The sequence below is a fragment of the Candidatus Poribacteria bacterium genome, from assembly GCA_016866785.1.
Taxonomy (GTDB): Bacteria; Poribacteria; WGA-4E.
The window spans coordinates 1-6,595 of the sequence record VGLH01000171.1; the positions used below are offsets into that span (position 1 = coordinate 1).

At 64.8% G+C, this 6,595-nt stretch carries 5 protein-coding genes; 1 reads left to right on the forward strand and 4 read right to left on the reverse strand.

Translation table 11 applies throughout. The features are described 5' to 3' along the window. From FJZ36_17250 to FJZ36_17260, 3 genes are all read right to left on the reverse strand, one after another. Positions 1–1,058: winged helix-turn-helix domain-containing protein (locus FJZ36_17250; GenBank protein ID MBM3216647.1), on the reverse strand; the 1,058-nt coding region annotated here is incomplete at its 3' end. Next, positions 929–2,104, reverse strand: coding sequence for an MFS transporter (locus FJZ36_17255; GenBank protein MBM3216648.1), 1,176 nt, complete (start codon positions 2,102–2,104; stop codon positions 929–931). The genes FJZ36_17255 and FJZ36_17250, both read right to left, overlap by 130 nt. Positions 2,105–2,240: 136 nt before the next feature. Further along, positions 2,241–3,143, reverse strand: coding sequence for a helix-turn-helix transcriptional regulator (locus FJZ36_17260; protein ID MBM3216649.1), 903 nt, complete (start codon positions 3,141–3,143; stop codon positions 2,241–2,243). Between the two features lie 54 nt (positions 3,144–3,197). On the opposite strand from FJZ36_17260, the gene FJZ36_17265 reads away from it, so the two are divergent. Next, complete coding sequence (locus FJZ36_17265) at positions 3,198–4,157, forward strand: site-specific DNA-methyltransferase (protein ID MBM3216650.1); 960 nt, start codon at positions 3,198–3,200, stop codon at positions 4,155–4,157. A 57-nt stretch (positions 4,158–4,214) separates the two neighbouring features. Here the strand turns inward: FJZ36_17265 and FJZ36_17270 are convergent, their stop codons facing one another. Beyond that, the gene (locus tag FJZ36_17270; GenBank protein ID MBM3216651.1) at positions 4,215–6,092 is read right to left on the reverse strand and encodes a glycoside hydrolase family 127 protein; all 1,878 of its coding nucleotides are present in this window, start codon (positions 6,090–6,092) and stop codon (positions 4,215–4,217) included. Positions 6,093–6,595: the final 503 nt, after the last annotated feature.

Here is a 6,595-nt window from a genome sequence, read left to right on the forward strand (position 1 = left end):
TCGCGCATCCGCCACCGGTCGATCGCCAGATTGTCGAACGGCGACAGGATGGCGACGGCATCAGAGGGCGGGGGCAGCTCCAGACCGGGACGCGCGTACCGGGGCGTCTCGATCCCTTCGACCGCCACGGGGATGACCTCACCCTCAGCCACCATGTCGTCGAGGGCAGTGCGAAGAGCGTCCCTGGGAGCCAGCCGCCACGAGTGGGGATCGTCCGCCGTGATGAGCCCGAGCGCGTTGAGCGACCGGCGCACGGAGAAGCGCGCGCGTTCCGCTTCGTCCGCCTCGTCGGTGGCGACGCCAGGCAGCAGCACGCGCTCCGCGAGATCGTAAACCCGCTGGAACGACCGCCGCGCCGTCACCATCACTTCGCCGGTGTCGAGGAGCAGCTCGAGCGCCCGTTTGGCGGGCTTCCAGTCCCACCAGGGGCCCGACTTCCGCCCGTCCGGAGCCTCGAAGTCGGCGGAGCGCAGGGGTCCCTCGGCTCGCAGGCGGTCGAGGACGTGGGCGACGACCTCCGCGTTCGTCTCGATCCATCCGCGCGCCCGCTGCGACTCGGCGGCGGAACGCATCCGATGGCGGTAGAACCGGTAATCGGTCATCGGGAAGTAGCACGCGGCTCTGCCCCAGTACTCGAAGACCCGCCGATCCTCGGACAGTAGGACGTCGAGCATGTCGGGCGTGTAGTCCGCCTGACGGCTCCAGAAGACGTGGTGGTGCGCCCGCTCGACGACGGAGATCGTGTCGATCTGCACGTAGCCGAGTCGCTCGACCGTGCGCGCGGCTCCATCCTTTCCAGCCATCGGTTCCCAGGAACCGTCGAGCCCCTGCGCTCGGATCAGAACTCGGCGCGCTTCCCGTATGCTCAGTTCCATACGTTCCCTCCGACGGATGCGTCCCGACTCCATGCGCCGCTGGATGGAACTCGTCAAGGCTCCGACTGCCCTCCGAGAGTCCGCGCGAACGCGAACCGCGCCGCCAGCAATGCGGCTCCGTAGAGGGCTCCGCCGACGAGGAAGATCATCCCGACGGGTAATCCCATCTGACGGATCGTCCATCCGATGAGCGGGCCCGAAGCCGAGCCCAGGTCGCCCGCCGTGACGTACGCCGCGATGTCGCGCGAGCCCCGCCGACCCGCCTCCGCCGCGACGAGGACGCTCACCGACGTGCCGCACACGAAGAACACCAGCACGGCGAGCATCAGCACGGCCGCATGCGGAACCGCCGACGCGGACAGCAGCGCAACGCTCCCCGTGCCGAAGAAGAGGAACGCGCTCCGGCGCCTACCCAGCCGGTCGCTCACGGCTCCCAAGAGCGGCGCGCCGAGGCCGTCCAACACCCATCGCGTCGAGAGCAGGAGACCGTTCACCGTGGCGACGCCGACGGCGATCCCCAGCAGCAGCACCGAGTTGCCGACGCGATCTTTAAGCGCGAGTCCCAGCGTCGACATGATGAGTCCCGCGCCGACGCAGCCTTCGATGAAGCCGCACGACCAGATGCCGACGTTGTGACCCAGCGGCGTGTGTCTCGACGGAACCGGCGGGACGGTTCCGCGCTTCGTCTGCGACAGGGCTCCCAGCGGCGTGCCCAGCAACGACACTCCCGCGAACACGAACAGCGTCCGCGCCAGCCCCACGATGTCGCTGCCGATGGCTCCCAGCAGGTTCCCGGCGACGGAGCCGATCCGCGAGATGCCGTTGTAGTAGCCCATCACCTCGCCGGCGTTCGACGAGGAGGCGCTCTCGGACGCGGTCAGCATGCCGCTCTGCCGGATGAACGACCAGCACAAACCCCAGGTCATGCGCGCGGCGAGCAGGATCGTGAACGACGTGACCGTTCCGTAGACCGCCGTTAGCACCGCTCCGACGAGAAGAGAAGCTGTCAGCAGCCGCGTGATGCCGTAGCAGCGGATGAGCCGTTCCGCGAGATGGTTCGTGAGCAGGCGGATCCAGCGGTTGACGGAGAGGAGCAGACCCACCTGGAACGGGAGCAGACCGATCCGCTCGTAGTCGGTGGGCAGGACGGAGTAGAGCGTCTGGTCGCCCAGCAGCGAGAAGGCGGTTGCCGCCCCTACGAGCGCGACGGCGCGCGGGGGCTTCGCCATCAGGAGTGCTCGCCGTCCGTGCGTTCTGGATTCATCGCATCCTCACCGGTGTCACACGCCGCGTCCGCGTACCCAAACGGTCATGGGGCCCGCCTGGCGGTTGTCCCAGGCGTAGTAGGGGATCGCCGTCAGCGTTCTAGCGGTGCGTCCGCCGTGGCTGAAACGGCGAATGCGGCGGCGCTGGGACGCATGCAGGAGTGCGCCACCGGCGTATTTCGAGCGCAGGGTCCAGATACACCGTCCCGTGCCTCAGCTTCGCGATGCCAGAGGGCGTGGTGCTGTATGTCTCAGTGCGTTGGCTGCCGGTATCGGGATTGACCGTGCTGCGGACGTATTTCCAGTCAGGGTCAGGTTGGCCGTGACCGACAAGCTCGGCGAGCATGACATGGATGAAGCGAACGTCGCCGAATTGGTCGTCAACGGAGAAGCAGGCAACCACATGCCACCCGCTATGTCCATTATGGCTCTCACCGCCCTTGCCCGTCTGTATGGTACACTTGACTTCGAGTCCGGCGACGGTGACCCCCTGTGCGTTCTTGCACACGAGATCCGGGAACTTCTGGTCGTGGTTATGCTTGTAGGGACTCAGGCGGGAGAATGCGTCGGTGAGGACGTTCGAGACGATGCCGCTGAAGCTGTTCCGCTGGATGTATGCGGGAAGCGGCCTGCCCGAATCCCTGACTAACGACGCGTTGATCAGGCGAATCACCCTCTGAGTCTCGTTCAGCGCAGCCTCGATGTGCTCCACTCGCAGTTCCGGGGGAAGGGCCGCACCGTGCACGAAGTTGCGTTTGTCGACGACTGGCACAGGACTCGACGAAGTGTACGCTTGTTCGACCAACAGGTCCAGCGTGATACCCAGCGCACGCGCGATGGACTCTAGTACTCCGACTGTGAAATTCTCTTTGCCGTTCTCGACAGCCGAGAGGTACTGGTAGGTGATGCCAGCCAGGTCGGCAAGTCTCTCCTGTGACAGTCCAGAGGACTCTCGGAACAGCCGAATCGCGCGACCGAGCAAGGCACTAGCAGTGCTTCTCATTGGCGCGAGTATAGCTGTTGACACAACACCAGTCTTTCGACTATAGTTGAACCTATGTGCGATCCCGTGTTGATACTCGGCGACTGTATGGACGAGCTGCCTCGCCTGGAGGACAACTCCGTCCACGCCGTGTGCACCGACCCACCCTACGGTCTGGTCGAGTTCTCCTCGGGTCAGGTGGAGAAGCTTCGAGCAGGAAAAGGCGGAGTCTGGCGGATCCCACCCTCTTGGGATGGACATAAGCGGCGGCCCCTGCCGCGCTTCACAGTCCTATCACAGGAGCAGAAGGAGGAGATCGAGAGCTTCTTCCGGCAGTGGGCGACGGTTCTCTATCCCAAACTGCGACCTGGGGCGCATGTGCTCATCGCCGGCAACCCAGCCCTTCAGATGTACGTCCAGAATGCCATGGTTGCTGAGGGATTTGAGAACCGAGGGACGCTTCTGCGCATCTACCATGGGTTCCGAGGCGGAGATCGCCCAAAGAACGCCGAAACGGAGTTCCCAGGCGTCTGCGTTACGCCCCGCGGCAACTTCGAACCCTGGATGCTCTTCCGCAAGCCCATCGCCGAACGTACAGTCGCACAGAATCTGCGCAAGTGGGCGACAGGCGGGTTGCGTATGCTCGATGGCGGCAAGCCATTGCCCGACGTGATACCGAGCTTCAAGACTCCAGCCAGGGAGAGGCAGCTAGCGAACCACCCATCGCTGAAGCCCCAGCACTTCCTCCGAATCGTGGTACGCAGTCTCCTGCCGCTCGGACAGGGGACCATACTCGACCCGTTCATGGGAAGCGGCTCGACACTCGCCGCCGCCGCTGCCATCGGCTACGAAGCAGTAGGCATCGAGATCGACCCGGCGTTCTATGAGCTCGCGCGGAAATCGGTTCCTCAGCTTGCCGGTCTGTACGTCGGCATGGACGGCGCATCGCTTGATTACCGTGAACCTGAGGACTCCAGCGGGGAGCTCGCGGAACAGCTACTCATCCTGGAGTCGTCTCGCACGTACTCCGGTTGAGCCCGGACCATTCCCTGCCAGGCTTCTAGGCTTGGCTCCCACGCCCTTCACACGACTCTACACGCCGCGTCCGCGTACCCAAACGGTCATGGGGCCCGCCTGACGGTTATCCCAGGCGTAGTACGGAGCCGCGGTCAGCGTACGGCTGGTTCCGCCCAGGGTCTGCTCGACGGACAGGAAAAGCCGGCGTTCCCACGCCTGGGCGTCGTCGAGAACGCCCTCGCAGGAGAGCGTCACGATGCCGCCGAGAAGGTCGCTCTCCCACTGGGTTCGCACCGGTGAACCGAGCTGCATGGCAGATGCCCACACGTCCGCATCGGCGTTGTCGGTCGACTCGACGCAGTAAACGATGGGACCGCGTTTGATCGCGAACCGTCCCGCCGTCGCCTCGACGCGGGGGTGGGAGACGAACGCTCGGACGGGCATCGGGATGTCCAGCTTGATCGAGTCGCCGGACTCCCATCGGCGTCGAAGCTCGAAGTATCCGCCGGGCGAGACGCGGACGCCGGCGCGTTCCCCGTTCACCGAGACATGGGCTCCCTCGCTCCATCCGGGGATGCGGAGGAAGATCGAGAACTCGCCGGGGGATTCGGGCGTCACGTCGAACCGGACGACGCCGTCCCACGGGTAGTCGGTTCGCTGGACGAGCGTGACGGTCTGTCCGCCGAAGGCGATTCGGGCGGTGCTTTGCGCGTAGAGGTGGGCCCAGATGCCTTCGTCGGAGGTCGTGTAGAGGGAACCGGGGATTTCGCCGACGAGCCGGATGATGTTCGTCGGGCAGCACGCGCACCCGAACCATCGTTGTCGGTGGTGTCCGCCTCGGCTGGCGAGGGGGTTCACGTAAAAATAGTGGCGACCGTCGAGGGCGATTCCGGCGAGGGAGCCGTTGTAGGTCGCCAGCTCGAAGACGTCGGCGAAGCGCTCTTCGCCCGTGGCGAGCAGCATACGCCAGTTCCAGATGGCGTTGGCGATGGCTCCGCAAGTCTCGGAGTAGGCGCGTTCGTTGGGGAGCTCGTAGTCGCCGCCGAAGGCTTCCCCCTCGTGCCGCGCTCCGACGCCGCCGGTGATGTACATGCGGCGTTCGGTCATGTTCCGCCACATGCGTTCGAGGGCGGTCATCAGCGCGCGTTCGCCGGACTCCATGTAGAGGTCGGCGGCTCCGCAGTTGAGGTACATCGCGCGGACGGCGTGTCCGGTGACGTCGGGCAGGTCGCGGAAGGGCGCGTGGTCTTGGTGGTAGTTGCTGCCGCCGATGACGCCCTTGCCCCGCTCGTCGAGCATGAACTGCGCGAGCTTCAGGTAGCGTTGCTCTCCCGTCTCGCGGTAGAGCTCGACGAGTCCCATCTCGATCTGGGGGTGTCCCGGCGTTCCGGGGCGCTTGCCGGGCCCGAACGTCGCGTCGATGTGGTCGGCGAACCGGACGGCGACATCGAGGAGCTTGCGCTTGCCCGTGGCGCGATGGTAGGCGACGGCCCCGTGGAAGAGGTGCCCCGCGCAGTAGAGCTCGTGCATGTCCTTGAGGTTCGACCAGCGGTCCTTCTCCCGGTCGAACATGTAGTAGGTGTTCAGGTAGCCGTCGGGATGCTGGGCAGCCGCGATCTGGTCGATGACGTCGTCGGCGAGGCGTTCCACGGTTCCGTCGTGTTCGTCGGCGAGGGCGTAGGCGCAGCCCTCGATCCACTTGTAGACGTCGGAGTCGTTGAAGTAAATGCCTCGAAAGTCGCCTGTCTCCTTGCCCGCTGCACGGCGGAAGTTGAACAGGCGTCCGGTTTCTTCGAGGATTTCGTGCTGGGTCGGGAGGGTGACTTCGCGCATTTGGCGGAGCCGAGGAGCCCAGAAGGCGTCTTCCAGATGCACGGAACCGATGGGAACCGGACGCAGCCGCGCGTGGAGGCTGCGCGACGTATCGACGACGGACGAGCGTGGGGTAGCCATGGGGTCGCTTCCTGATCAAGCCAGTGGAGCCGGCGCTGCCGGGATCGCCCCAGCATATCACGAAAGCCGCCGAGATGCCGCACCACAGAGCGGCGCACGTCCCCTGACCGCTTCTCAGTCTTTCCACAGGACGATTTCGGAGGTCGGCTGAGTCGGTGCTCCCGGATAGAGCGAATAGGAGGAGTCTGTCTCAATCGGCGTGCTCCTCTGATAGGGTGTTGAGGGAGAGTTGCCTATCCGATATGCGTTGTTGAAACTGGGATTGACGACTTCATCCTCAACAACGCGAAATGGGTGGGACGATGAGTCTACCGTATGATGCGCGGTTGCGTCGGCTCTTCTTGTATGTCGGTCTGTTCTGTTCGGCGTCTCCTCCGACCGGAAAGTGGGCGAAAACACCGATCTTTCCAGACTCTGTGTTGGTGGCTCTGTTGCTGTATCGCTCGCTGAGCGGATCGGATTCGAAGTATGTGCCGCCATGGATGCCGAAACGCCTTGTTGCC